At 57.1% G+C, this 25,606-nt stretch carries 25 protein-coding genes and 1 tRNA gene; 11 read left to right on the top strand and 15 right to left on the bottom strand.

Going from position 1 to position 25,606, the window contains the following annotated elements; all coding sequences use genetic code 11:
- Positions 1 to 28 precede the first annotated feature (28 nt).
- On the top strand, positions 29 to 433 hold the full coding sequence (locus HQL76_01630; protein ID MBF0107864.1) for a DUF302 domain-containing protein: 405 nt from the start codon (positions 29 to 31) through the stop codon (positions 431 to 433).
- Between the two features lie 172 nt (positions 434 to 605).
- Here the strand turns inward: HQL76_01630 and ccoP are convergent, their stop codons facing one another.
- From ccoP to ccoN, 3 genes are read right to left on the bottom strand one after another with little or no spacing between them, the layout of a single operon-like run.
- Entirely contained in the window at positions 606 to 1,520 is a 915-nt protein-coding gene (gene ccoP / locus HQL76_01625; protein MBF0107863.1) for a cytochrome-c oxidase, cbb3-type subunit III, read from the bottom strand.
- Between the two features lie 34 nt (positions 1,521 to 1,554).
- Positions 1,555 to 2,382, bottom strand: a complete 828-nt coding sequence (ccoO, locus tag HQL76_01620; GenBank protein MBF0107862.1) for a cytochrome-c oxidase, cbb3-type subunit II — start codon at positions 2,380 to 2,382, stop codon at positions 1,555 to 1,557.
- Positions 2,330 to 3,745 carry a cytochrome-c oxidase, cbb3-type subunit I gene (gene ccoN, locus HQL76_01615; protein MBF0107861.1) on the bottom strand — a complete coding sequence of 472 codons (1,416 nt, stop codon included), beginning with the start codon at positions 3,743 to 3,745 and terminating at the stop codon, positions 2,330 to 2,332. Before ccoN ends, ccoO begins: the two co-directional genes overlap by 53 nt.
- A 161-nt stretch (positions 3,746 to 3,906) precedes the next feature.
- Here ccoN and ccoG point away from each other — a divergent pair, with 161 nt between their 5' ends.
- The 8 genes from ccoG (at position 3,907) to HQL76_01575 (ending at position 9,969) form a co-directional block, all read left to right on the top strand.
- Positions 3,907 to 5,316 (top strand): cytochrome c oxidase accessory protein CcoG, encoded by a 1,410-nt coding sequence (gene ccoG / locus HQL76_01610; GenBank protein ID MBF0107860.1) that lies wholly within the window; start codon positions 3,907 to 3,909, stop codon positions 5,314 to 5,316.
- Complete coding sequence (locus HQL76_01605; protein ID MBF0107859.1) at positions 5,316 to 5,858, top strand: FixH family protein; 543 nt, start codon at positions 5,316 to 5,318, stop codon at positions 5,856 to 5,858. Before ccoG ends, HQL76_01605 begins: the two co-directional genes overlap by 1 nt.
- Complete coding sequence (locus HQL76_01600; protein ID MBF0107858.1) at positions 5,845 to 6,036, top strand: cbb3-type cytochrome c oxidase subunit 3; 192 nt, start codon at positions 5,845 to 5,847, stop codon at positions 6,034 to 6,036. Before HQL76_01605 ends, HQL76_01600 begins: the two co-directional genes overlap by 14 nt.
- Before the next feature lie 98 nt (positions 6,037 to 6,134).
- Entirely contained in the window at positions 6,135 to 6,434 is a 300-nt protein-coding gene (locus tag HQL76_01595) for a hypothetical protein (protein ID MBF0107857.1), read from the top strand.
- A 92-nt stretch (positions 6,435 to 6,526) separates the two neighbouring features.
- Positions 6,527 to 7,471: an agmatinase family protein gene (locus HQL76_01590; protein ID MBF0107856.1), complete on the top strand. Its 945-nt coding sequence runs from the start codon at positions 6,527 to 6,529 to the stop codon at positions 7,469 to 7,471.
- 153 nt (positions 7,472 to 7,624) lie between these two features.
- The gene (locus tag HQL76_01585) at positions 7,625 to 8,437 is read left to right on the top strand and encodes an alpha/beta hydrolase (GenBank protein ID MBF0107855.1); all 813 of its coding nucleotides are present in this window, start codon (positions 7,625 to 7,627) and stop codon (positions 8,435 to 8,437) included.
- A gap of 44 nt (positions 8,438 to 8,481) precedes the next feature.
- Entirely contained in the window at positions 8,482 to 8,778 is a 297-nt protein-coding gene (locus tag HQL76_01580) for an antibiotic biosynthesis monooxygenase (GenBank protein ID MBF0107854.1), read from the top strand.
- Between the two features lie 3 nt (positions 8,779 to 8,781).
- Positions 8,782 to 9,969, top strand: coding sequence for an iron-containing alcohol dehydrogenase (locus HQL76_01575; protein ID MBF0107853.1), 1,188 nt, complete (start codon positions 8,782 to 8,784; stop codon positions 9,967 to 9,969).
- Between the two features lie 50 nt (positions 9,970 to 10,019).
- On the opposite strand, the gene HQL76_01570 is transcribed toward HQL76_01575, so the two are convergent.
- Genes HQL76_01570 through HQL76_01560 form a run of 3 tightly spaced genes read right to left on the bottom strand, consistent with a single transcriptional unit; the run spans position 10,020 to position 13,606 of the window.
- Positions 10,020 to 10,910, bottom strand: coding sequence for a GNAT family N-acetyltransferase (locus HQL76_01570; GenBank protein MBF0107852.1), 891 nt, complete (start codon positions 10,908 to 10,910; stop codon positions 10,020 to 10,022).
- Positions 10,911 to 10,923: 13 nt separating this feature from the next.
- On the bottom strand, positions 10,924 to 11,124 hold the full coding sequence (gene ccoS / locus HQL76_01565) for a cbb3-type cytochrome oxidase assembly protein CcoS (GenBank protein MBF0107851.1): 201 nt from the start codon (positions 11,122 to 11,124) through the stop codon (positions 10,924 to 10,926).
- Entirely contained in the window at positions 11,117 to 13,606 is a 2,490-nt protein-coding gene (locus HQL76_01560; protein MBF0107850.1) for a heavy metal translocating P-type ATPase, read from the bottom strand. Before HQL76_01560 ends, ccoS begins: the two co-directional genes overlap by 8 nt.
- Positions 13,607 to 13,659: 53 nt before the next feature.
- Between HQL76_01560 and HQL76_01555 the strand changes: the two genes are divergently transcribed.
- Complete coding sequence (locus HQL76_01555; protein MBF0107849.1) at positions 13,660 to 14,349, top strand: sulfite exporter TauE/SafE family protein; 690 nt, start codon at positions 13,660 to 13,662, stop codon at positions 14,347 to 14,349.
- Between the two features lie 51 nt (positions 14,350 to 14,400).
- Here the strand turns inward: HQL76_01555 and HQL76_01550 are convergent, their stop codons facing one another.
- The 8 genes from HQL76_01550 to rsgA all read right to left on the bottom strand — a co-directional run bounded on the left by HQL76_01550 (position 14,401) and on the right by rsgA (position 22,413).
- Positions 14,401 to 15,183: an ABC transporter substrate-binding protein gene (locus tag HQL76_01550; protein ID MBF0107848.1), complete on the bottom strand. Its 783-nt coding sequence runs from the start codon at positions 15,181 to 15,183 to the stop codon at positions 14,401 to 14,403.
- Between the two features lie 171 nt (positions 15,184 to 15,354).
- The gene (locus tag HQL76_01545; protein ID MBF0107847.1) at positions 15,355 to 16,620 is read right to left on the bottom strand and encodes a glycosyltransferase family 4 protein; all 1,266 of its coding nucleotides are present in this window, start codon (positions 16,618 to 16,620) and stop codon (positions 15,355 to 15,357) included.
- Complete coding sequence (locus tag HQL76_01540; GenBank protein MBF0107846.1) at positions 16,605 to 18,092, bottom strand: phosphotransferase; 1,488 nt, start codon at positions 18,090 to 18,092, stop codon at positions 16,605 to 16,607. The genes HQL76_01545 and HQL76_01540 overlap by 16 nt, the downstream gene beginning before the upstream one ends.
- The gene (locus HQL76_01535) at positions 18,058 to 19,443 is read right to left on the bottom strand and encodes a hypothetical protein (protein MBF0107845.1); all 1,386 of its coding nucleotides are present in this window, start codon (positions 19,441 to 19,443) and stop codon (positions 18,058 to 18,060) included. Before HQL76_01535 ends, HQL76_01540 begins: the two co-directional genes overlap by 35 nt.
- 24 nt (positions 19,444 to 19,467) lie before the next feature.
- Entirely contained in the window at positions 19,468 to 20,619 is a 1,152-nt protein-coding gene (locus tag HQL76_01530; GenBank protein MBF0107844.1) for a glycosyltransferase, read from the bottom strand.
- A gap of 128 nt (positions 20,620 to 20,747) precedes the next feature.
- Positions 20,748 to 20,999, bottom strand: coding sequence for a DUF1640 domain-containing protein (locus tag HQL76_01525; GenBank protein ID MBF0107843.1), 252 nt, complete (start codon positions 20,997 to 20,999; stop codon positions 20,748 to 20,750).
- A 219-nt stretch (positions 21,000 to 21,218) separates the two neighbouring features.
- Positions 21,219 to 21,296 (bottom strand) — tRNA-Arg (locus HQL76_01520).
- A 121-nt stretch (positions 21,297 to 21,417) separates the two neighbouring features.
- The gene (gene rsgA, locus HQL76_01515) at positions 21,418 to 22,413 is read right to left on the bottom strand and encodes a ribosome small subunit-dependent GTPase A (protein ID MBF0107842.1); all 996 of its coding nucleotides are present in this window, start codon (positions 22,411 to 22,413) and stop codon (positions 21,418 to 21,420) included.
- 285 nt (positions 22,414 to 22,698) lie between these two features.
- On the opposite strand from rsgA, the gene HQL76_01510 reads away from it, so the two are divergent.
- Positions 22,699 to 24,600, top strand: coding sequence for a diguanylate cyclase (locus tag HQL76_01510; protein MBF0107841.1), 1,902 nt, complete (start codon positions 22,699 to 22,701; stop codon positions 24,598 to 24,600).
- Positions 24,601 to 24,630: 30 nt separating this feature from the next.
- On the opposite strand, the gene HQL76_01505 is transcribed toward HQL76_01510, so the two are convergent.
- Positions 24,631 to 25,449, bottom strand: a complete 819-nt coding sequence (locus tag HQL76_01505) for a TIGR00282 family metallophosphoesterase (protein MBF0107840.1) — start codon at positions 25,447 to 25,449, stop codon at positions 24,631 to 24,633.
- Positions 25,450 to 25,606: the final 157 nt, after the last annotated feature.

The raw sequence follows: 25,606 nt of genomic DNA, 5'->3' as shown, positions 1-25,606 counted from the left end.
TTCACACGCCCCACCATGGAGGATCGTCATGGACAAAAACCGCTATGCCTGGATACGGCCCGTCGCCGGGACTTTCGAAGAGGTTGCAACCAGGGTGCGTCAAGAGCTGCAACAACAAGGATTCGGCATTCTGACCGAAATCGATCTTGCCACCACGTTCAAAAACAAACTGAATGTTTCCTGGCCCAGGACCCTGATTCTTGGCGCCTGCAATCCACCTCTGGCGCACAAGGCCATGACGGCGGATGCGGATGTCAGCGTTTTTCTCCCCTGCAATGTCGTCATCCGGGAAACCGACGGCAAAACGATCGAAGTCGCGGCCATCAACCCGGAGGTTCTTGGCGCCATCATGCAAAACGATCGGATCGGTAGCGTCGCGGGTGACGTGGCGGCAAGAATCGGCAAGGTTCTCGATGCCCTGACCACCGCGTAACGATCAAACGTGCCGGCAAAAGGAACAGCGACAGGCCACCTCATGGAAACATGCATATCGTGCAACCGTTCATCCCCCCTTGACAGGGGATCCAGGGAGGCTGAAGCAAATCCTTGGATTCCCACTGTAGCAGGGAATGACGGGGTCTGAACAGTTCCAGATCAACAGTCGTTCATTGTCCTCCACCCAGGCTGTGGACATAAACCGCCACCTGTTTGATCGCCAGGGGATCGAGTTTACGGTTTGTCCCCTCGGTTCCGGCGCCCCAGGCGGGCATCCGACCACTGCGCCCCTTGGCAATGGACTGACGGACCGTCGCTTCATCGCCGCCATAGAGCCAGATGGCATCGGCAAGATTCGGGGCGCCAACCGTCTTCTCCAGAGGCTGTCCGGCCATGGTGTCCCGGGCCGATCCTTTTCCCTGATCGCCATGGCACACATTGCATCCCGCCTCACCCGCAAACAACGGCCCCCCCCGGGCAGCGGCATCCTTGCTGGATTCCCGACCGCTCAACGAAAGGACAAACTGGACCAGATCATCCACCTGTTCCTTCTTCAAGGCCCCGCCATGATCGATCAGATGGGCCGGCATCATGGCGACATGCCCGTTGGTGATGGTCTCGTGAATTCCATCAATGCTCCCGGACATCAACCAGTCGTCATCCACCAGGACCGGAAATCCGCCAGCACGAGAACCCGTACCGCCGCTTCCATGACATGGCGCACAATTGTCACCAAAAACCGCCTTGCCGCCCGAAATGGCATACTGCAACAATTGCGGATCATGGGTAATTTCCGCCAAAGTCATTTTTTCAAGGCTGTCATTGAATGGTTTCTGCTGAAGCCGCGCCTCGGCCAGTTCCTCCTCCAGCTGGGTATGCATGGTCCACCCGAGAAGACCTCGGGTAAAATCGGTCATCAGTGGCCAGGTGGGATAGAAAAACCAATAGACCACAGCCCAGATGATCGTTGCATAAAAGGTGTAGAGCCACCACCGGGGAAGGGGATTGTTGTATTCCTTGAGTGGATATCCCTCGTCTTCATCCCATTGGTGTCCCGTGGTATCCACCTTGTGCTCTTCTGACATGAAAAGGTCTCCTTGTGTTTGGCTGGATGCCCGGTCAACGGGTTTGGGTGATTGGTTGCGGGGTGGAGAAATCGACCAGGGTGCCCAACATTTGCAGGTAGGCCACCAGGGCATCAAGTTCGGTAATCTTCTCGGGAATGCCGTCAAAATCATCCAGGGCCAGTTTCTGGCCATACCGTTGCAGCAACCCTTTGCTGTCGCTCTGAAGAACCGCCTGGGCCTTGAGGTCCGCCACCGCGTTGGCAATCTGCTCCGGCGAATAGGGAACACCCACCTTGGCCAGGGCCGACATGCGATCGGCGATGTCGGCAAAATCAAGCGCGTTCTCTTCCAGCCAGGGATAGCGCGGCATCACCGACTCGGGGGCGACATCCTTGGGATTGCGCATGTGGGCCTGATGCCACTGGCTCGAATACTTTCCTCCCACACGGGCCAGGTCGGGACCGGTCCGCTTGGAGGACCATTGAAACGGATGATCGTACATGCTTTCCGCCGCCAGGGAATAATGGCCGTAACGCAGGGCCTCGTCACGAAATGGACGGATCATCTGTGAATGGCAATTGTAGCACCCTTCACGAATGTAAATGTCGCGGCCCTTGAGTTCGAGCGGTGTATAGGGCCGCACCCCGTCCACCTGGGTCACGGTGCTTTTCAGATAGAACAGGGGAACGATTTCAACCAACCCACCAATGGCGACCACCACCAGGGTAAGGATGGCCATCAGTGGAATGCTTTTTTCGATGATTGCGTGATTCACGGTGTTCTCCTTGCCTGCTTGCCCAGCAATGAAAAGAAAATGAGTTTCCTTTTCACGCGGCACGGGTGGTCGAAGTGGACGTGTTGCCGATGGTCTTGACAACATTGAAAGCCATCAGGAGCGCCCCGAGCAGAAAGATGATGCCACCCACCGCCCGAAAGACATAATAGGGATGCATGGCGCCGACGGTTTCGGCAAATGAATAGGTCAGGTTGCCAAAATGGTCGTAGGCTCGCCACATGAGTCCCTGCATGATGCCGGAAATCCACATGGAGACAATGTAAATGACGATGCCGATGGTGGCCAGCCAGAAGTGAACGTTGATCAATCGGACCGACCAGGTTTGGGTCCCCCAGAGTTTGGGTACCAGATGATAGATGGCGCCAAAAGAGACCATCGCCACCCACCCCAGGGCCCCCGAATGGACATGGCCGACCGTCCAATCGGTATAGTGCGACAGTGCATTGACCGATTTGATCGACATCATCGGTCCTTCAAAGGTGGACATGCCATAGAACGAAAGAGAAATGATGAAAAAACGCAGAATGGGATCGGTACGCAGCTTATGCCAGGCGCCACTCAGCGTCATGATGCCATTGATCATTCCACCCCACGACGGAAGCAGCAGCATGATGGAAAAGGTCGCCCCAAGCGTGCTGGCCCAATCGGGAAGCGCGGTATAGTGCAGATGGTGGGGACCGGCCCAGATATACAGAAAAACCAGCGCCCAAAAATGGACGATCGAAAGACGATAGGAGTACACCGGACGTTCGGCCTGCTTCGGAACGAAGTAATACATCAATCCAAGAAACGCCGCAGTCAAAAAGAATCCAACCGCATTGTGACCATACCACCACTGTATCATGGCATCCTGAACACCAGGATAAATGGAATAGGAATCGGTCAGGTTGACCGGAATGGCCAGGTTGTTGACAATATGCAACATCGCCACGGTAATGATGAACGCCAGATAAAACCAGTTGGCGACATAGATGTGCTTTTCCCGCCGCTTTGCCAGAGTACCAACAAAATTGATGAAATAGGCAACCCATACCACCGTGATCAGCAGGTCGATCGGCCAGATCGTCTCGGCGTACTCCTTCCCCTGGGTCAACCCCAGAGGATAAGTGACGACCGCGCCGACAATCACCAGATTCCATCCCCAAAAAGTGAACCAGCTCAGGGCATCGGAAAACAGACGCGCCTTGCTCGTCCGTTGCACGACATAATAACTGGTGGCAAAGAGAACCGATCCGCCAAAGGCAAAAATAACCGCCGAGGTATGCAAGGGACGCAATCGTCCAAATGATATGTAGGGAATCCCGCCATTGAGTTCGGGAAAGGCCAGCTCCAGGGCAATGAATACCCCGAGCAAAAATCCTACGATCCCGTAGATGATGGACATGATGGTGAACATTTTCACCACCTTGAAGTCATAGTGTTCCGTTCCCGCCGATTGTGCGATCATCGTCTCTCCTCGCATCATTGATTACCGGAATGTCCGTCAATCACGCCCTGGATATGTTCAACAAAAAAATCTGATTTGAAAACACCTTCATTTAAAAATATAATTCAAACATGATCAAGAAAAAAAACGCATCATTGCCAACAAAAAAAGGACACCAGACAATGGAGGAAACTTCAAATTCGCTCTATGCCGATTGGAAAAAAATTTATCCAAAGTATCAGACGGGTTTCTTTCGCAATCTGCGCTGGTCTCTCATACTCTTGTGGCTTGGGGTATACTATTTATTACCATTTGTGCGATGGGAAAGACCTGCGGGGCTTCCCAGTCAGGCTGTATTATTCGATCTTCCGGAGCGTAAGTTCTACATATTCGATCTTGTGGTTTGGCCACAGGAAATTTTTCTCCTTGCCTTGTTGCTCATTGCGGCGGCGTTGGGATTGTTTTTCATGACCGCGCTGGCAGGCCGGGTGTTTTGCGGCTACATGTGTTTCCAGACGGTCTGGACCGATCTGTTTTTGCAGGTCGAGCGTTTCTTCGAAGGAAACCGCAAGCAGCGGATCAAATTGGACCAGTCCCCCTGGGGACTGAACAAGGCGATGCGCAAGTTGGGAAAACACGTAGTTTGGCTGTTGATCGGAATGGCCACGGCAGGGGTTTTCGTCTTTTATTTCGCCGACGCGCCAACGCTGCTCAAGGGGTTTCTGACCGGAGAAGCGCCATTCGCCGCCTGGATGACCCTGTTGTTTCTGACAATGACCACCTACGTGATGGCGGGGTTCGCCCGGGAGCAGGTCTGCATCTACATGTGCCCCTATGCCCGTTTCCAGGGGGTCATGTTCGACGAGGACACCATCATCGTCGCCTACCATCCCGAACTGGGAGAACCGCGGCAGGGCAATCGGAGAACACGAAACGCTTCACGGGAGCGGGTCGGAATGTGCATCGATTGCCGCGAGTGTGTCACGGTGTGCCCGACCGGCATCGACATTCGCAACGGCCAGCAGTATGAATGCATCACCTGCGGCGCCTGCATCGATGCCTGCAATTCCGTCAAGGGAAAGCTCCATCTCGACAACGAACTGATCCGCTACACCTCCATGCGCGAAATGGGAGGGGGGCGAACACGATGGTTCCGCTTTCGAGTTCTCGCCTACGGCACCCTGCTTTCGGTGTTCCTGGGGGGGATCGTGTTTTATTTCCTCGGGCGCGACAGGGTCGAACTGAACGTGGTGCATCATCGCCAACCGACGTTCATTGCCCTCTCGGATGGCGGGATGCAAAATAATTTTACCATACGCGCCTTGAACATGAGCCCGGAGCGGCAAACCTATCGTCTGGAGGTGCGTGGACTGGAAGGGGCCGAATTGAAAGTGGCGGCGGTCGATGACATCGATGCCACGGGGCATCCCCTGTTGACCCTGCAACCGGGCGAGGTCGCTCCCTACACGGTTTATCTCAGGCAGGAGGCGCGCATGGTCCGGCCAGGACCTCACGAAATCACCTTTCATCTGACCGCCGTCGATTCCAGGGGGGGAGCGGCCATCTACAACAGCGTCTTCATGAGGCCGTGATGCAACGAATTCGTGAAAAAAAAATCGTGTTCCCGGGACGTGTCAATCCATGGCTTCTGGGATTGGGCGCCTTTTTCCTTTGCATTCTTGCCGTCAATGTCTGGATGATTCATCTGGGACAGGAAACCTTTCCCGGAGTGACAACCGAGAATCATTATGAAAAAGGGCTGGCATTCGATGAAACCCTGAAACAGCGACGGATGCCGCGGGAGATGGGAGTGACGGTATCGCTCGACGACGTCACTCTGGTCACGGGCCAGAAAGGGACTCTGCGTCTGCGCCTGGCCAAAAAAGAAGGGGTGGGAATGTCGGGAATGCGCATCGACGGAGAATTATACCGCAGTGTCCGGGCGGGTGTGGACCAGAAACTCTCCTTCGTCGGGACAGACGACGGAGTGTACAAGGCCGAAGTGACGCCACCCTTGCCCGGCCTTTGGGAACTCAAGCTCAGGATCCACACGGCAATGGGCATCTGGGAATACGATCAACCTTTGGTCGTGGTACAACAATCGGCGGGGAGGACTGACGATGACGTTCGGTGAACTGATGCTGTGGTCGAAGGAAATTGCCCTGGTCCTGTTTTTTCTGACCTTTCTGGCCATTGTCGCCTGGGCCTTCTGGCCGGGAAACAGAAGTCGTTTTCAACGGGAGGGAGCGCGAATCCTGGAGGAGGAAGAATCGGGCGGGACCGGTTCGAACGAGGGTTCCACCTCACGATGAAAGACGGCTGTTTCATTTGATCCAGTCATTCATCCGCAACTGGTTTTCGCTCCTTATCCGGGCGAACGGAGCCAGTTTCCGATAAGGAGGCCAAAATAATGGACATGATCATTCATTCTCCGATCCTGCCTGTCCAACAATCCAGGGAAAAAGACACTGCCAATGATCTTGTTGCACTGGCAACCCAGGCGGCCCTGGAACAACAATTGATTGCTCGCCGCCTCGCAAAGTCTCAGGAGCAGAGCGTGCGAGGAGAGGATGCGACCGATGAGGTCAATGACTTCTTCGCCAAGTGGAGCCTGTATGAAGGTCAAATGGACGCCGGAGGCAAAGGAAAGCCTCTTTCTAACGCATTGGAAGGGTTCCGTTTCAATGGAGCTCTTCGCACAATTTCTTGAGCCATGGGGTTGTTTTCCGTTGCCGATCTTCACGTCATCACCTATCCTCCCCGACGAAACATGGCGCACAATTCAAGAACCGGGGCCAGAAAATGGAAAAACTCCAGACATCCGAGAGGACGGAGAATGATTTAATCCTTTTGCCGCCCTCTCTGGGTTTCCTCGGTTTGGCCGATGACTCCCAGGATTCCAGGGGCGGTGACGCATGCCGGGCCCTGGTGATGCCGTTCGGGCTGGAAGCGAGTGTTTCCTATGGCCGGGGCACGTCCGGAGGACCTCGGGCGATCATCGAGGCCTCCCGTGAGGTCGAAACCTTCGACTGCGAACTCTGGACCGAAGCCTGCGACCATTTCGGCCTGTGGACCTGGGCAGGGGAACCCGTTCCCGGCGAAATCGGCGCCGCGCTCGCCCTGCTCGGCAGGCGGGTGGAACAGGCATTGACGCAGGGTTATTTTCCATTGATCCTGGGCGGAGAACATTCTTTGACTCCGGGGGCGATCATCCCCTTTGTCCAACGCCATCCCGACCTTGTCATCCTGCACTTTGACGCCCACGCCGACCTGCGTGATGGCTACCTGGGAGAACACCATTCCCATGCCTCGGCGTTGCGCCGTTGCCTCGATCATCCCGGAATTCAGGTCGTCAGCATCGGAATTCGCAACATTTCCCGTTCCGAGGCGGCGTATTACGAACGGGAACGGCGCCGGATCAAAATCTTCTGGGCCCACGAAGGAAAAGGACCGGAAATCATCGAACAGGTTCGACAACTGATCCAGGGACGTCCGGTCTATCTTTCCTTCGACCTCGATGCCTTCGACAGCAGCCTGATGCCGGCTACCGGAACCCCCGAACCGGGTGGACTCTTCTGGGACGATGTCATGCCGCTGCTGCGAATGGCCATGCGGGAATCCAGGGTTCTTGGGGCCGACATCGTTGAACTCGCCCCGGTGCCGGGATTGCATGCCTGCGATTTTCTGGCCGCGCGACTGGCCTATCGAATTCTGTCGTATCGATTTGCCGATGATCGAGGCTGTTGACATGTACAACAGATCGTGCGTGTGGATGGATCCGGGGTCGGTGTCTCCTTCCTGGTGGCATCCGGGGGGCAAAGCCCCAAAGTTTTAAACGGCGGAGCGACATGAAACGCCTGGGGACCATGTGTGCGTGAAAAAGGAGTTGGAGAGAACGTCATGAATCTGGAACTGGTGACCCATGAACCGACAGGCGTGTCAAAGCCGGTCGATTTGTTGTTCGTCCATGGCATTTGTGTCGGGGCGTGGGTGTGGGAGCGGCATTTTCTCCCCTTTTTCGCACGGCATGGATACCGTTGCCATGCGGTCAGCCTGAGGGGGCACGGAAAAAGCCCTTCATCGACCCCGGTGCGTTTCAATCATCTTCAGGAATATGTCGATGATGTCCGCAAGGCCCATGCCTCCATCAATCGCCCGACGGTCGTGATTGGCCATTCCTTCGGTGGAGGCGTGGTGCAAAAATATTTCCAGACGGGTGGCGCGGGGAAAGGCATGGTATTGATGGCCTCCGTTCCCCCCTATGGACTGGGAATCGCTTCCTGGCGAACCATGGTGATGAATCCGCTGCTTTGGACCAAGCTGGCCGCCATCATGACCTGGGGGGTGGCGACGATGGATCCCGGGGTGGTGCGCAAGATGGTCTTTTCCGAGGCGGTACCCGATTCGGTTTTTCTGGATTTTCTGAGCCGGGTGGGTGAACCTCCCATCATGGCCAGCATGGAACTCATGGGCTGGCCGCCACTGGCCCCCCTTCCCGGCAGTGGCAAAAACGACAAGATCCTGGTGATTGGCGGCGACGAGGACATGTTCGTTCCCGAAACCGACGTTCGCTGGACCGCCTTCTACTACGGAACCAAGGCAGTCATCCTGAAAAAAACGGCCCATGCCATGATGCTCGAACCGGGCTGGCAGGAATCGGCCGGAAACCTGCTCGCCTGGCTGGAATCACAATTTGTCGATACTCCGGCCTGAAACGGCGCACCCAAAACCGCCGGTCTTCCATCAAGGAGCGTTCGATGCATGTCACTTTGGTTCATGTTCATGTCAAACCGGAACAGGTCGATGCCTTCATCGAGGCGACCCGAGTCAATCATGAGCGGTCCATCAAGGAACCAGGAAATCTGCGCTTCGATGTCCTCGGGGATTCCGAGGACGGTAACCGGTTCTATCTGTACGAGGTCTATCGGACCCCGGACGATGCCCGGGCACACAAGGAGACGGCGCACTATGCCGCCTGGCGCGATACGGTCGCGACGATGATGGCCGAACCGCGACATGGCGTTCCCTACATCGGCATTTTCCCGGAGATCTAGTCCATGCACGTCGGTGAATTCGCCATTGCCGCCCTTCCCAGGATCGACTTTGGACCGGGGGCGTTGCTCCGTTCGGTGGGGCACGCGCTCGGTCATGGCCGCAACCTGCTGTTGGTGACTGGCGGTCGATCCCTGGAATCGGGAGGACATCTGGCGCGAGTGGTGGCGGCCATCGAATCGGGAGGCGGCGCGTGGCAGCGGGTGGTGATCGAGGACGAACCCTCGCCGGAACTCGTGGACGAGGTCGTCAAGCGCCATGGAACCGATGGAATCGATTGTGTTTTAGCCATTGGCGGCGGCAGTGTCCTCGATGGAGGCAAGGCCATTGCCGGTTTGATCGCCTCGGGTCGGTCCGTGCTCGATTTTCTGGAGGGGGTGGGACGCGGTTGTCGCTATGAAGGACCGGCGATTCCCCTGATCGCGGTGCCAACGACTGCGGGAACCGGCAGCGAGGCAACCAAAAATGCCGTCCTCAGCCGTCGGGGGCCGGAAGGATTCAAGAAATCCTTTCGTGACGACAGACTGGTGGCGGCGGTGGCGGTGGTCGATCCCGATCTTCTGCAAGGGGCGCCGGATGCGCTTCTTGCCGCCAACGGCATGGACGCTCTGACCCAATTGCTCGAATCCTTCACCTCGACCCGGACCAATCCCATGACCGATACCCTTGCCTGGTCGGGAATGGAGTCCTTCAAGGATCATTTTCTTCCCTTCTGGCGTTCCCGTGGGGGCGATCCTCAGGGACGGGCCGCCATGGCCTATGCGTCGCTCATGTCGGGCATCTGTCTGGCACAGACAGGACTGGGAGCGGTTCATGGATTGGCCGCGGCCCTTGGCGCACGGATTCCCATTCCCCACGGTGTGGCATGCGGCACCCTTCTGGCGGAGACGACCGCGATCAATATCGAGGCCCTGCGTCGGCGCCAACCTGATTCTGGCGCCCTGGATCGCTATGCCCGGACAGGTAATCTGCTTTCGGGACGTAGTGATCCCCGTGACCAGGCCCTGGCTGGACTTGTGGCCAGGCTTCGTTCCTGGAAGGAAACCCTGGCCCTGCCAGGACTGGGGCGTTTTGGCCTTGATTCTTCCCATTGGCCCCCAATCGTTGCCGACAGTCGCGGATCCAGCATGAAAACCAATCCGATCCCTCTGGAGGATTCCGAACTCACGGAAATTCTCGATCGCTGCGTCTGATCCGCGACCAACGTTCAGAACCGTTCACCGCAGGGAAATCTCCGTTTGTTTCATGCGGTTTTCCCGACCCGCAACCGCGTCACCAGGTCATGAAACCACTTTCTCCCCGGATGAATGACCCGATACCAATACCAACAGGGTTGAAACCGACCGCCAAAACGTTCCTTGAACTGAAAAATACCTTGAAGTCGCGGGTTATCGGTGGCGCGACGCACCCCTCCCAGATCATAAACGGCGACCTGACGCCGTTTCAGTTCCAGCATCACCTCCCAATGGAGCCATTGGGCCGCACCGGGAACACCGTCGGGAAGTGTCGCCCCATGCAAATAATAACCCCGTTGCGCATCCAATGGCACAATGGCCCCGGCTTCCAAACCACGGTCCGAATAGGCCCCCATGGTCAGCAAACGCGGTCCCGCCAGGGACAGCAATGATCGCAGATATTCCCGAGGGAAAGGATTTTTCATGTCCCCCTTGGCATAAGACCTGTCCATGAGCGTGATGAACTCATGGACATCCAACGTGGAACGAACCTGAATCGCCTCACGTCGGGCCCGATTGACCATGTTGCGATGCTTGCCATGAAGTCCAGACCATAACTGGCGCTCCTCCCGGCCCAGATCCACGACACTGGTGCCAAACTCGTCGGTGATCCTGGCCCCCAGACGCGCCAACAGCCGATCATCGGTCCAACGCGCCATGTTGAACGCGCATTCAATCTGAAATACGCCATGATGTCGTCCCAGGGCAAACAGTTCCTCCAACCACGCCTCTGCCCCGTCCTCCTCCCAGGCGCCATACAACTGCCATTTCCGTTGACGCGCATTGCGATATTCTCCCACCCACACCGAAAGGCCGGCGACCTTCAATTCCAGGGGACGATGGATCGACCCTGACCGTGCCAGCAGGGTCACCCACGGCTCATCAAGGAAATAGTTCATGATACGCCACCTTCTATTTTTTTCGCACGTCTACGTTCCTTGTTTCATCATGCGCGGTCCCGGGAATCATGTCCGCGTCATCATCAAACAGGATGCGGTGGGCCGGACCTTCCATGTCATCGAATTGACCCGTCCGGACCCCCCAGATCATCCACATCAGGCCGATGGCGCCGAGGATCAGGGCAATGGGCAACAGTATGAAAACACTATCCATGAAAACTCCCTGGAGAAAAAATGCCGCCATCCCCTCCATCACCCGATCCCTTGCCACGCAGACGAAGGGCATTGGCCACAACCACCAGACTTGAAACGGGCATGGCGATGGCGGCGACGATGGGACTGACCCAGCCGGCAACCGCCAATGGAATGGTCACCACATTATATGCCAACGAAAAAAACAGGTTTTGCCGAATGATGCGCAGGGTCTGCCGGGCCATGGCAAACAAATGTGCCACGGAAGAAAGGCCGGGATCGAGCAGAATCACATCACTCGTGGCCCGTGAAAGATCGGCGGCGCGATCGACCGCCAGACTCACATCGGCAAGCGCCAGTGCCGGGGCGTCATTGACGCCATCACCCACCATCGCCACCCGGATCCCCTCCTGCCGCAAGGCGCGAATGACCTGCTGTTTTTCCTCGGGCAACACCCCCCCCACCGCCATGGCAATGCCCACCCTGTCGGCGGTCCAGGAAACCGACGCCTGCCGGTCGCCGGAAAGCAAAGAAACAATCAACCCCTGTTCCTTGAGAAAACGAACCGTAGCCACGGCATCGGCGCGAATCGGGTCCAGGAATCCGAGCCACCCCCACGGCGTTCCTTCCACGGTACAAGCGACCCAGGTCACAGGTTGTCCCGAATCGTCCACGGGAATTTCGATACGGTCCTCCCGATCCCCGGCAAAGGCGAATTCAGGCCGTCCCACCCGCGTCATTTCCCCTTCCACCCGGGCCAAGAGGCCCAGACCGGGTTCAATACGGGGATTTTCGGCCTCCGGGAGTCGTTCCAGTTCCTGTTCGGCAAATGCCCGCATCACGGCCTGACCCAGGGGATGTTCCGAATAGCGTTCGACCGCGGCGACACGCCGCAAGAGTGTCCGATGATCGATGCCGTTTTCGGTCGCGGGAAGGGATCGGGTCAACCTTGGCTTTCCTTCGGTGACGACGCCGGTCTTGTCAAGAACGACCTGTTGGATTCGGGCAAGCCGTTCCAGCGTTCCCGGATCGCGAATGAGCATCCCCCCGCGCGCCGCATTGCCGCAGGCAACGAGCATGGCCGCGGGTGTCGCCAGGCCCAGGGCGCACGGGCAGGTGATGATCAAAAGTGCAACCGCGTTGGGCAGGGCCTGGTCCGGGTCCCTTGGCCACCAATAGACAAAGGTCACAAAAGACAGGAACACCACCCCTCCGACCAGCCAGGCGGCGACTCTGTCGGCCAGGGGGTGGACCAGAGTGCGGCTGCTTTGGGCCGCGGTGACGGTTTGGAGAATTCGCGCCAAAGTCGTCTCCCCGCCCACGCGACGCACCCGGACATGAATGCCGCCATCCACGTTCATGGTGCCACCAATCACCGCCGATCCTGGAACCTTGACCACCGCTTCCGCCTCACCCGTCAACATGGATTCATCCACGGTCGTTCGTCCACGGAGGATCCAACCATCCACGGCGATCCGTTCACCAGGCCGGATCACCACTTCATCGTCCACCCGAACCTGGCGGAGCGGCAGCCGCTGTTCCACCCCCTCCCGAAGGACCTGGACGGTTTCGGGTTGAAATCGGGTCAATCGTTCCGCGGCACCCGCCGCCTTGCGCCGGGCGGTCGATTCAAGGGTGCGCCCCAGAAGAAGCACGAAAATGAAAAGGGTGACCGAATCGAAATAGACTGCGCCCGGACCACCCCAGGTCGCCACGACGCTTGCAAGGAAGGTGACCGTGGCCCCCAGGGCAATGGAAAAATCCATCGTCAATCGTCCAGCCCGGATCCCCTGCCAGGCGCCATGAAAAAAAACACTTCCCGAATAGAACACCACCGGACAGGCAATCAACAGGGATACCCAATGGAAGAAGGTTTCGTATCGCGTCTCCATTCCCTGGAATGTCCCCGCATACAAGGCAACGGCGATGAACATGACATTGGCGGCACCGAAACCGGCAACCCCCAAGCGAATCAACAATGAGCGATCCCGCCGCCGATGCGATTCCTCGACCCTCCGGGGATCATACGGATGCGCCTTGTAGCCAACCCGCTGAATGGCGTCGATCAAATGACCCAGAGTGGTCGTTTCCGGATGCCAACGGACAGTCGCCCGAAAATCGGCAAAATTGACATGGGCTTCGAGGACACCAGGTATTCGGCGCAGGACCTGCTCGTTCAACCAGACGCAGGCGGCGCAATGGATCCCTTCCAGGAGCAGATGGACCTCCCGATCTCCTCCGGGAAGGTCGCGCACCATTTCCTTTTGGAACTCGGAATCGTCATAAACCGCCGAATCGACCCCCTCCCCCACAAGCAAACCGGTACCCCCCCCGGTCCGACGGTCATAATAGGCGCCAAGCCCCAGACCATGAATCAAGCGAAAGGCCCCGAGACATCCCTGACAACAGAACATCCTGCCATCCTGATGAATGGCTTTCCCCTCCCCGGCGGTCAATCCGCAGTGGTAACATGCCTCATCGCCATGATCGGACAACGGTTCCATCCTTTTGGTTCATGCACCGATTCCACCACCTTGACCATCCGGGAGTGACAACGATGTCCGCAACCCCCATCGACCTGTGGCTGACCTTCGTGACGGCCCTGCTGGCGAGCGGCCATTGCATCGGCATGTGCGGCGGCATGGTTGCCGCCCTGAGTTTCGCTCGCGACGATCATTCCAGGCTTCCCGCACGTTCCATCGACCTGATGATGCGTCATTTTTTCTACAGTTGCGGGCGTCTTTCCACCTATCTCGTTCTGGGTGGACTCAGTGGCTGGCTGGGTTCCCTGGTCCCCACCCTGGGACGTTCCCCCACCTTCATGGCCCTCCCCCTGATATTGGCGGGAGGGACGATGATCCTCATGGGACTGGAGACCTGGGGCATCCCCGTTCCCGGTTTTTCCTGGGCCAGGGGGTGGCACGAACGGCTGCTCGGGAAAAAAAACATCCATTCCACCTGGAAAAAGCCTGCCGCACTGGGACTCCTGACCGGACTTCTCCCATGTGGATTGCATTGGGCCTTTCAGGCCAAGGCGTTCGCCACCGGGTCGATCACGGGCGGATTATCCATCCTTCTTGCCTTTGGCCTCGGAACGCTTCCGGCGCTCCTGGGATTGGGATGGATCATCACCCTCATGGGACCGAAGATTCGGCAGGTTCTGCAACGTGCCGCAGCCCTGCTGGTGGTGATCATGGGGGTCATGGCCGTGATCCATGGATGGCACAAAGCGGGACTTTGGGAATAAACCAGGAGGGACCCTCCGGAAACATTGTCCCATGTTTCCCCCCCCTCCGTACTATTTTCCCCCTGGCGTCACGCCTTCAATCAACGGAGGCTCGACCCCATGCAAACGATACAACTGGGTCACCCGTCCCGACAACGCCATTTCCTTGAGCGTATCGTTGAGCAGGGGAGAAAGAGCGGCATGGGGCGATTTTTTCGACATGCCGAAATAATTGCCGATTCTTTGCCGGTAACGATAGTCGGCAAAGGAATAATCCTTGAACCCCAGACCGGTCAACACCCCCTCCATGGCCTGACGGTCGAGAAGGGCCACGGTATCGAAACGACCGCCGATGAACATTCGGGCAAGGTTGTGATCGTCCGCCGCGGTCTCCTTGCGGAGGGTTGGGTCCTTGTCGAACATTTCGAAATAGGCGGTCTTCAGCTTGATGCCGACGACCCATTTTTTCAGATCATCGTAGGATTGGATCGTCCCTTCCTTTCCTTTGTGTACCAGGAATTGAATATCCTTGTCCTGGTAACCGATCGGGCCCAGAAACGAAACGAACGCCTCGCGTTCGGGGGCCTGGATGACCCGGGGGACAATATCGACCTGACCGGTTTCAAGGTCATGAAGGCTCAAGGGAAAGGGCGCGACCCGCCATAGCACCCGATAGCCGAGTTTTCCGGCGGCTTCATTGAGAATATCCTTGAGCGGCCCCGATATTTTTTCCCCCTCGGCAACCACCATCTCCGGTGGACGGGGGCGATAATCGGCCTTGAGAATTTTTTCCCCAGCGGACAACGATCCGACCGATCCCGAAAGAACGATCATCACGATTGCCCACCCGAACATCGTCACGAACCCGCGCCCAACCCATCCATTCCTCAACGAACCCATGGCGAAAAACTCCCCGAAAATTCATGGAACAAAGGCGCCGGGAATCACCTCCGCCATCATGATCCAACGGAACAGTCCGGCAATCCGCGGCAACATTCTACAACCATTCATGCAGAAATTCCACCCTCATTCCCCACCTTCCATGGCGCCGCCCCAATGTTTGCACCCCGGAATCAGATAATGATGCAGTCTGTCTCCCTTGATATTCCACAAGAAAGAACCCTGAACCCGTTCCCTTGTCCCGATCGTCAATCGAGCCAATCGTTGCCGATCCCGAAAAAGTTCGGCCATTGCCCGTGCCAGGCCGGCGATCGCCTCCTCGGGAGTGGCCGCATCGACCCGGATGCCGCAGTCGTCATCGACGATTTCTCCGGGCCCGGGAAGATTCAGGCAAACGACCGGGGTTCCCATCGCCAGGGCTTCGAGGACGACGAATCCCGCACATTCCAAAAGACTGCCATAGACAAACACATCGGCCTGGGAGAATGCCTTGAGAACCAGGTCGCGTGTGGGCAGGTGGGCCGTGAATTCAACATGATTGCCCAGGTCCAACCGTCGGCAAAGCTCATGCAGGGATCGGGTCCTGGGTCCCCGGCCCAGGATGGTCAGGTGGACCTGATCCGGCCCCAGTTCATCGACCAGGCGGCGAAAGGCATGAAGAAGAAGGTCGATTCCTTTCCAATAGACGTGCCGGCTTGCGGTGATGAACCGAAGCGGAAGATGGGTCAAACGATTTTTTTCGGCGGCAAGATGCGCCGGCATTCCGACCTGCGCCTCCAAGACCACCCGATTCCTGTATCGCCTTGGAATCATTTCCGCGGAAGCCGCGGTCGCCGCCAGGATCAGGCAACTGCGATGGCAGGCCAGGTGAAACAGGGGATCGAGACGGGTTGCGATCCCAAACAAAAAACGGATCCCTTCCCGCAAGCGGTACCGCCAGGAAAACCCTTTGACGAACGGCTGGGGAATCCGCTCCCCGCCACCGACCGGTCCCCAGATGAACGGTACCGGCAACAAGGAAAAAACCGGGAAGTGGTACATGGGACTGAAGGTTATATGATGACAGAATGAAAATCGTTCTCGCCGATGCAACGATCTGGCCCGCCACCAGGCGCCCCACTGCCACAGGATATAGTACACATGAACCCCCCTCTGCCCCTTTTTCCAGAAGGACGCCCACCGGGGCAGGTCATGGTAGTACATGTGCAGCCAGGGATCGTTCCGGGATTTCAGTTCGGCCTCGATGGCCATGCGGTTGTTTTCACGGGTGAAGACCCAGACCTCGAAAAAACGGGTCAATTGCATCACCCATTGCCACCCCACTTCCGGTTCCGAACCATGTCCCGGTTCGCAGGCATAGGCGGAAACAAGAATTTTCAACCTTTTTTCCATGGCCATTTTTCTCCCGGAACGATCAGGGACAAGGATTCGAGGGCCTGAGGTTCATTGCGGCAAAGAAAACGTTGCAACAGCCACGAACGGATCACGGTTCCCATCCCTTCATGCATGTTGATCCACTGCCATTCTTTCCCGGCGAGAATCTGGCCAAACCGGGCAAACAGCTGCTCCGGTCCGAACCCCTGCTTCCGACCCAGGCGCGAATAGAAGAAATGGAACAGATCGGTGGTGGCCAGTCCGTCGGGTTCGCTCTCCTCCCAATCGATCACGAACATGATTCCATGGTCGAAACGCAGGTTCCATGGCGCGAAATCGCCATGAACGAAACAACACGGCACCTCGATGCCATCCCGGACCTCCTGGAGAAGGTGGGAAAAATGAGTGTGGACCCGTTCAGGCCAGGGATGCCCGCCTTCATACGCCGCGACCAGGCGCCGCCAACACGCCGTATCGCCCAGGGGTCGAACATGTCTGCCCAAACCGGCCAGACGCAAAAGAAAGTCTCCATGTCCCCCGGTCCAACGGGTGACCTGAGCCAAACCGGAGCGACCCACCATCGTTTGCAACGACATTTCGTGTCCCATCCAGGATTCCCGGTCGATGACGATGGCGGGAATTTGCCTGGAGAGGGCGGATCGGGAAAGAAATGCAAGGGCCCGTGATTCCTGATGCAGCGCCTCCACCCCGGCGGGGGAATCGGCCAGTTTGGCGATCCATGCATCTCCCGTTTGCCGATTTCCGACCAGGATCGTCATTTTGCGTCTGGCAAGTCCGGAACCGGCGTAGATCACCCAGTAATCGGGACGACCCCGCAATTTTTCGCCCAGAAAGCGAATGAATCCCGCGGAAATCACCCCTGGGTCCGCGGATTTGCGTGCGAGCAGGACCCCCTGCCATCCGGGATAAACCGGCCAACCCGCGCCAACCAGGAATCGTAACCCCGACACCAGCCCTCCCAACCAGGGACGCCCCGGAGCATGAAAAGAAAGGCCCATTCGCCGTTGAAACCGATCCTCCTGCGGAAAGAACAGACGCGGCTGTCGCGGCGGCACAGCGGCCAGGGTGGTCATGGACTGGAATCCCGTTTTCTTCAGTTTTCCTGGGGTGATGGAACATCCGCGAAACCCAAGGCAAGCCAAAAAGCCACCATCCGCCAGGGCGGCATGAAGAATCCACAAGTCACACACCATCCGTCCGACGACGATCAGATGGTAGGGAGGGTCGATCCGGTCCATCGTTTCCAGAAGACGGATGCGTCGATCCATGTGCTCTGGAAGGGAATCGTCCCGCTTTTCTTTCTGATCGATGTCCCAGCCATCGACCCGATCCCAGGTTCGCGCCAGTCCCAGGAGTTCTCCCAGCCCCAGCCCCAACGCCAGAACCCGCCCCCGAGGAGGCACATCCAGAACGATTTTCCACGAAACGCCCCGTTCATCGACCGATTGATTGCTTGAAAAGTGATTCATGGCGTCGAATCATCCGCGAGGACATGGCCTGGAACAGGAGTGTCAGGGCATCGTCATGCACTTTTTCGATCGTCGTTCCCGTGTCCAACCAGTGGGAACGGTCCATGGTCCCCTGCCAATGATGCAGCCGTTCCACCTGCCGGGCGATTTCGTCGCGGGAGAGTTCCGGCTTGCGCGCATGGATGATTTCGGGGTCGGTTCCGAGACAGAACACAAGGTCGGGACGGGGAACGAGCCAGGCGATGACACGGATGATCCAGGAAGGCAGGGCCACCCGACTGCGCCGCGGATCCACCAGAAAATCGTAAAAATAGCGGTCGAAGATGGTCAGACATGGTCGGGACACCCGTTCGGGAAAGACGCGCAGCCAATAACCGAAGATAAAATCGCACGAATAATAACCCAGCCGGGCCATCGACCCCAGCCATCCCGAAGGGGTTGACCGATGGGGGACGGTGACCGGACCCTGGGGGGCCGTGCCCCCGGTCAACACCGAAAGCGCCGGCAACCATCCAGGCCGCCAGTGGCGAACGTGAATGGCCCCGTGCAAGGGGTGGGTCAGCGTCTCGCGCAAGATTGCGATCAGAGCCGATTTTCCCGATCCGTCGGTACCAAGAATCACCAGCATGAAGCCAGGCGGAATGAAAAGTCGCCGCCATCGACCGATCCGGTTGTTCCATTGACGCCACCAGGTACCGCCTGGATTTTGCCGCCATCGATGCTGCCGCAAACAGTGACGCAAGTCCCTGACCAACCGTGCCAAGGGTTCACCGGAATCGGGCATCCCGGAAGACAATAACCGAACGAGCAGAAGGCGCCCATCCATCCCGAATGATTCCTCGAAGATGCCGCGCCAATGAACCGGATCGAGAAAATACGTCCGGGAGGCCCCGGCCAGATAACCTTTACGGTCGGTGCCGTTGTGGAGAAATTCCTTGAGAAAAGCGATCATCGTCCCTTCCGGGACGGCAACGACCGGTATCCCCCGCCACCATACCCGGCGTTCCAGGGTTTTCCTGGCATCGTAGTACGGCAGTCCACGAAAGGAAAGTTCCGAAAAAAAATCGATGGCGATGCCCCACCAACCGCTCGAACGACCGGCAAATCGGGCAAGGAAACCCGATTGCCGGTAGCCCGCGATCAATCCTCCACCATGCCTTTCGGCCACGCGACACGCCAGGCGAACCATCGATTCCAAATCATCCCGCTCCACCAACAGATCCAGATCATGGCCCCCGGTCGAATCGGGAAGATGTTCAAAGTCTCGCAGGACGGCATACCGGAAGCCAGCGCGTTGCCATTCGCCGAACAATTCGCCGAGAAACCGACCCCCGGATATGCGATCGATCAAAGTGGTTGATCCTTGTTCATTATTTCATTCATGAATTCGCTGCTTGGCAGTCTGTTGCACAAGACGAATAAATTGGGCAACACCATCGGTAAAGGCAATGGGCATGAGATCGGGGGGCAGGACGGCGGCGGGAATCGAGGAAAGCGGACGACCCGCCATGGCGTTCATCATGCAAACCACCAACTCATCACGATCCCACGGATCGAACAACCATCCGTTTTCTCCTTCGACGATCAAATCCCGTCCCCCGGCGACCCGTGAACAGACCACCGGCATTCCCGCCGTCAAGGCCTCGTGAATCACCGCCCCATAAGGTTCGAAGGAACTGGCCAGAAGGAAGACCTGTCCCAACAGGTACCATGCCGCCAGTTCCTGTTCCAGCAACTGTCCGGTAAACAGGACCGCCTCCGCCAAACGCAACGCCCGCATCGAGGATTCCAACCTTTCCCGTTCCACCCCATCGCCCACGATCACCAACCGCGTTTCCGGTCTCAGCCTGTGGACCTCATGGAAGGCCAGGAGAATGCGGTCCACCCCCTTGATGGCGGCCAGCCGGCCAACCGAAAGAAAGACAAACCGCCCCTGAAGCCGATACCGTTGCCACAACGAACAGGCCAGGTCCCGTGCTTCCCGCAATCGTGTACGAAAGCGACCGGGATCGTTGATGTTGGCGCACACGGCCATTTTTTCGTGGTCCATGCCCCATCCGACAAACCAGTCCCGCACCGCCGCGGAATAGACGATGAGGCCATCGGCATGGGACAATAAAAACTTTCGCGCCATCGATCGAATGGGCGATGCCCCGAGACACATTTCGACATTGTCGGCGGTCCAGATCAGGAGTCCAAAATTCTTTCGGCCAATAAAGCGTTGCCATGCCGCCATCCAGGTCGAAGGGGCATATTCCATCACGACGACCACATCGGGCCGGTGGACTCGTAGCGCCATGCCGATGCCCCAGCGAAATTGCCGGCCAAACAGATCGATCCCCTGGTTCAAATCACCATGAGCACAACGCAACTGTCGGCGCAGCCGAGTCTGATCGAACGATTGACTGACCGGATTGGAACGAAAAAAGAGGGTTGTCAGATCAAAGGGATCGGCCAGGGCGTTGAACAGATCGATCCGATAGGGGGTCAACGAGGGATGGAGAATGAGCACCCGAAGTCGCGCCATGGCCGTCATTCACTGGAGGCAATCCCCAGGTCCCCTTTATCCATGCCTGGCTGCGGCAGGAAGGGTACGACGTTAACATTCGGGAGACGTCGTCAGAAAAATTGGGAAGAATACATGACACTGAGGAATCAAAGCAACTTCACCAGTGCCGCCACCACGGCCACCGTCGCGGCCTGCATTCCGCCAAGACGGATCACAAGTCGCAGTTCCATTTCCTTCATGTCGCGCCGGACGTTCTCAATGTCCAACTTGGTCGCCAGCCTTTCTTCAATCAATTCGACCATGGCTTCGGCCTGGACTTCCGCTTGATCCTCGGTAAAGCCAACGGCTTTCAATTTCTTGGCATATGCCAAGGTGTCGAATGCAATCGCGGTACTCACGGGGCAATCTCCTTGCCAGGGTGACAACTGGAGTAAGCGTACCACGATGTCCCGCCAAACAACAGATAAATTCCCCCCTTGACACCACCGCCAACAGGGCTGTAGCCTTTTCCTCGTCACGACAAAACACCGTGGCCGGGTTTGATCGCCCGAACGGGATCACGCATCGCGCCTGCATCATGTTGGCGCTTTTTTTACGTCCGCATGTCATGTTTTTTTTGGCGCGCCCGGAAGGATTCGAACCTCCGGCCTACTGGTTCGTAGCCAGTTGCTCTATCCAGGCTGAGCTACGGGCGCAATCGAATCAAGAGAACAGCTTAGTTACCAGGATTTCCGGATGATGTCAATGGCCTTGTTCGAGAAAGTCCGGGAAAAAGATTTTTTCTCCATTGCAGCACATGCGGGTCCCTGGATGGCCTCAAGAAAGCGAATGAAAAATGCGCAACATGCTTTCATATCGTGTCCGGGTGACCCGTCCCTGGGACACCGCCTCCTTGACCCCGCAACCCGGTTCATGTTCGTGGCTGCAATCGGCGAAACGACAGGGACGGGAATGCCGGACCACATCGCGGAAATACAGGGCCAACGATTCCCTGGAAATATCGGCGAGGCCGAATTCGCGAATCCCGGGCGAGTCGATCAACCATCCGCCGAGGGGAAGAGAATACATTCTGGCGACGGTTGTCGTATGCCGTCCCTGACCGGTGGGAAGGTGTTCCGGGCCGATCACCGGTCCTTCCCCATTTTCGACCCATCGGGAGACGATGGAGGATTTACCCACACCGGAATGGCCGGAGAAAATACTGGTCCGATCGCGCAACACCACCTCCAGGTCATCCATTCCTCTTCCCGTCAAAGCCGAAACGAAGAAAATGCGATAATCCATCGCCCGATACGGTTGAAGAACAGCCACGAGTCCATCCTCGGAGTCGATGCGGTCCATCTTGTTGATCACGATCACCGCTTCCATGGCATTGGCTTCGGCGGCGACGAGGTAACGATCGAGCAATCCGGTGTTGAGTCGGTCGGCGGCCAAGGTCACCATCAGCGTATCGATGTTTGCCGCCACGGTCTGAACATCCCCCCCCCCCGTTGGTCGTCTCAGGGTGTTTGCGCGTTCGAGAATCGTCCAGATCACCCCCTGTCCGGAGGCGGCGTCCGAACGACTCCACCACACCCGGTCACCGCACACCGGTTCCGTTCCCAGAGTCTCCCGCACCGCGCACCGGATACGTGTACCACGAACATCCTCGATTTCGACATTCAGCCCAAAATGAGAGATGACCCTTCCTTCTTCCGGGTTTTCCGTCTCCAGTGGCAAGGGCGCCCCCCCGGAAGAAAAAGAATCGACCACCAAGGTTTGACACCTTCGTTCCCGCAAGGCTTCGATGCGAACCTTTTGTCGCGTGGTCAAACGTTTTGAGGGGTTTCTTCGAGGCATGAAAGATGTTAATGTCCCGTTGACTCATGGAGGCCCCAATATCAGCCGATCATTGAATGGTACGGCACTTCCACATGCAATATCAATGACCCAATGGATTCACCGCATTCATGGCGCGGGAAATTTCAGGAACATTGAATCATGACGAATCGCAAAACTGACTACGGGGTTCGGTTCCAGGATCTTCTGCGTTCGATGACTTGAAATACGGTTGAAACATTTCTGACCTCGGACGTCAATACCGTCATGGAATCGGTTATGTACATAAAAGTGCTCTCCACCATCGAATCGATGAACCTCAAGGCAAAGACAACCTTTCTGATCGTTGCCTTGTCGGGCGCCATGATTCTGATGTTGGTCTTCGTCAGTCTTGTCACCTTTCGCGAATTTTCCATCGCCACGGCCAAAGATCATGTCCGTTCGGTGGCGGAGGTGATCCGCGTCAGTCTGACCGAATCGATGATCAATGGGGTGATCGATCAAAGGGACCAGTTTCTCAAACGGCTTGCCGAGATCGAAGGCCTTTCGGAGGCCCGGGTGATCCGGGGGCACGGCGTGGTCGAACAATTCGGCAGTGGGCTCGCGCGGGAACAGACCAGTGACGCAGTCGATCAATCGGTACTGAAAACCGGGAGACCCTATTATTCGATTGTCGAGGGCGGATCCATCCCCGTTTTCCGCGGCACCATTCCCTTCGTCGCCTCGAACGTGGGAACCCCCAACTGTCTGCAATGCCATCAGGTCGCCATCGGCGAGGTTCTGGGTGTCGTCACCATCCATCTGTCCATGGAACATCTTCGCGACAAGGCGTTGACGACGATCGCCATCATGTTGGTCATCGTCATCCTGTTCGCGCTGTTTTTCGCCTTTGTCTTCCGCCGGCAGATCACTCCCGTGGTGCAGACGGCCCAGGGGGTACAGCACGTCGTGGCCCGGGCGACCGACGGCGATTTCAGCGGCAAGATCGACTATCGTGGCCGGGATGAGATGGGATTGATTTCCCGCGATCTCAACCGTCTCATGCAACATCTGCAAATCAACCTGGGGGCCATCAGTCACGATATTTCCCGTTTGATCCGCTACGAAATCGAGGAAAACAGCAATCTGGTCACTACCACCACGGAAATGGTCGAAACCCTTCTGGAAGTGGCGCAATTCAAACAGGCGGTCGAGGAAGACCAGACCACACAGGAGGTCTATTTCCGCATCAGCCAGTTGTTGATCGACAAATTTGGCGTCACCACCTTTTCCATTTACGAGGTCTTGCCGACCCATAACCACATCAAGGCGGTGGTCGTCGATGGCGATCAGATGAAGGCTGCCCGCTGGTGCAACGCCAGAATCATGTTCCACGCCGACTCCTGCCGCGCCCATCGCACCGGACATGTCATCGATTCCTTCGACAATCGCTATATATGCAGCCAGTTCGTCCATGGCGAGGAGACAAACAATCTTGGCCACTTGTGCGTTCCCGTCTTCCATTCGGGACAGGTGGGAATGATCATTCAAATCGTCGCGCTCAGAACGGATGGTCCGGTCTACCAGTTTTTGCTCCCCTTCATCCGCACCTACCTGCGCGAATCCTCTCCAACCGTCGAGGCCAAGCGGTTGCTGGATACCCTGCGGGAATCGGCTTTGCGGGACGCCCTTACCGGCCTTCACAACCGGCGCTTCCTGAAAGAATACGAAGACACGCTGATCGCCACGACCCGCCGAAAAAACAACAGCCTTTCGGTGCTGATGATGGATCTGGACCATTTCAAGAACGTCAACGATACCTATGGCCATGACGTTGGCGATACCGTCCTCAAGACACTGGCAAAAACATTGAGCGCCCAGATTCGGACCTCGGATATCGTCATTCGCTATGGTGGCGAAGAGTTCATGGTCATTCTCCAGGAAAACCACGACTACACCGGGCCACAACTCGCGGAAAAGATCCGGGTGGCGGTTGAAAAAATGAAGATTCAATTTTCGGGAGGAATCCTGCAGAAAACCATCTCCATCGGTGTCGCCGGTTTTCCCGCCGACGGAGAGGAATTGTGGGATGTCGTCAAGGCAGCCGACATGGCACTCTATGCCGCCAAAAAAGGAGGACGCAATCGTTGGGTCCGTTACGAACCCGGCATGGCAGACATGGCGGAGAACAAGGCGACTTGAGAATGGTTTCAATTAAAACCAATCTTGCGATCATGAAGCTCTGCTCCCCATCCCCCCCCCTTCCAGGATCGGACTCAAGCGAAGACATCGCCCGGTGGCGCGATCCACCTCGATCAGAACGGCAGAAAGTGTCCCCTCGGTCGTCTGGGGCTCGAAACGGGTCGGCAACCCCTTGAGAAAGCGGGGCATGACCGATTGCACCTCCATTCCAATGATGGAATCATAAGAACCGGTCATCCCGACATCGGTCATGAAACCGGTCCCCTTGGACAATATGCGGGCATCGGCGGTGGGAACATGGGTATGGGTCCCCACGACCGCCGTCACCCGACCATCCAGATAAACCCCCATGGCCGCCTTCTCGGAAGTCGCCTCGGCGTGAAAATCGACGATGATCGCATGCGGGTCACGCCCCAGGGCCATCCGTGCCAGACAATGGTCCACGACCCGAAAGGGACAATCCAACGGATCCATGAACACCCGCCCCTGAAGATTGATGACCCCGAGCGTAAACCCCATATCCAATTCCACCACCGTCATCCCCCGCCCCGGAGCGCCGGGGGGGTAGTTCAAGGGACGAATCAATCGTTTTTCTTCCTCCAGATACCGCGAAATTTCATTATAACGCCAGATATGATTGCCCGAGGTCAACACATCCACCCCCATCCCAAGCAATTCCCGCGCAATCGCAGGCGTCACCCCGATTCCTCCAGCCGCATTCTCGCAGTTGGCCACAACCGCCGATACGGAATGTTTTTTCCTGAGACCCGCCAGTCGGTTTTTCAACACCAACCGCCCCGACTTTCCAAAAATATCACCAATGAACAGGATGACTTCCCTGGAGGACATTAAATTTTTCCTGAAAATGAGTGGATAAGGTTTCGTTTGTCACTTTGATGCTCCGCAGGGTCCATGGTAGACTGCTCCTTAATGGAAGTCATGGAACCACCCGAATCGCACGTGTCACCGTGAAAAGTGCGAAGATTACCGAAAAATGCCCGTCCGA

The organism is Magnetococcales bacterium (genome assembly GCA_015228815.1).
In the GTDB taxonomy this organism is placed as follows: domain Bacteria; phylum Pseudomonadota; class Magnetococcia; order Magnetococcales; family UBA8363; genus UBA8363.
Note: the sequence above shows the minus strand (reverse complement) of the source record. Positions and strands in the feature narration are given on the sequence as shown.